This window comes from Pseudomonas sp. yb_2, from assembly GCF_043103905.1.
Lineage (GTDB): Bacteria > Pseudomonadota > Gammaproteobacteria > Pseudomonadales > Pseudomonadaceae > Aquipseudomonas > Aquipseudomonas alloputida.
Genome location: NZ_JBICKH010000049.1, coordinates 1 through 765, shown reverse-complemented (window position 1 = coordinate 765; position 765 = coordinate 1). Strand labels below are relative to the sequence as shown.

Here is a 765-nt window from a genome sequence, read left to right as displayed (position 1 = left end):
GGACGGTTCGCCGAGTCAAAACAGACGAGTTCGCTCTTTGCTTCTTGCTTCTCGCTTCTTGGATGTGAGCATCCACATCAAGTAGGAATTCATTCGCGAAGGTGGCGCATAGTCACCTTTCCGCCCTTACGGCGGGTCCCTTTTTGTCGTGGCAAAAAGGAACCAAAAACCGTCGGCTCCCATCATCCGGCCCCTGCGCTGCGCTCCGGGGTCCCCTCGCTCCGGGCTTGCTCCCGGGAGGACCGCGCTGCAGGCCCCATCCTGGGGCCCAGCGCTTGACGGGCATCCATGCCCGTCACCTCCCTCCGCAATCCCTGCGCTCGGCCTCCTGAAGTCGCAATCTGCGTCGCCTGAACTGCCGCGCGCTCAGAAGCAAAAGCCAAGAGCAAGAGCAACGGCGTTCTTCCAGGTATACCAGGCCGAGGGCAGCCTTGCCGGCGATATCCTTATCCAGATGACCGGGCAGAATCTCACCGAATGCATCGGCGGTGCCGGCCGATCACAGAGCTCGCTTTTCGCTTTTGATCTGGCTTCTAAGCGCGCGGTAGTTCAGGCGACGCAGATTGCGACTTCAGGAGGCCGAGTGGAGACCTTGCGGAGGGAGATGACGGGCATGGATGCCCGTCAAGCGCTGAGGCCCCATGGATGGGGCCTGCAGCGCGTGCTCCCGGGAGCAAGGCCGGAGCGAGGGGACCCCGGAGCGCAGCGTAGGGGCCGGATGATGGGAGCCGACGGTTTTTGGTTCCTTTTTGCCACGACAAAAAG

The 765-nt window shown here is 62.1% G+C and carries 1 pseudogene; it reads left to right on the top strand.

The window, feature by feature from the left end:
- Positions 1 to 400: 400 nt before the first annotated feature.
- Positions 401 to 507, top strand: a pseudogene (locus ACF8FB_RS11640) (3-deoxy-7-phosphoheptulonate synthase); the annotation flags it as partial.
- Positions 508 to 765 lie beyond the last annotated feature (258 nt).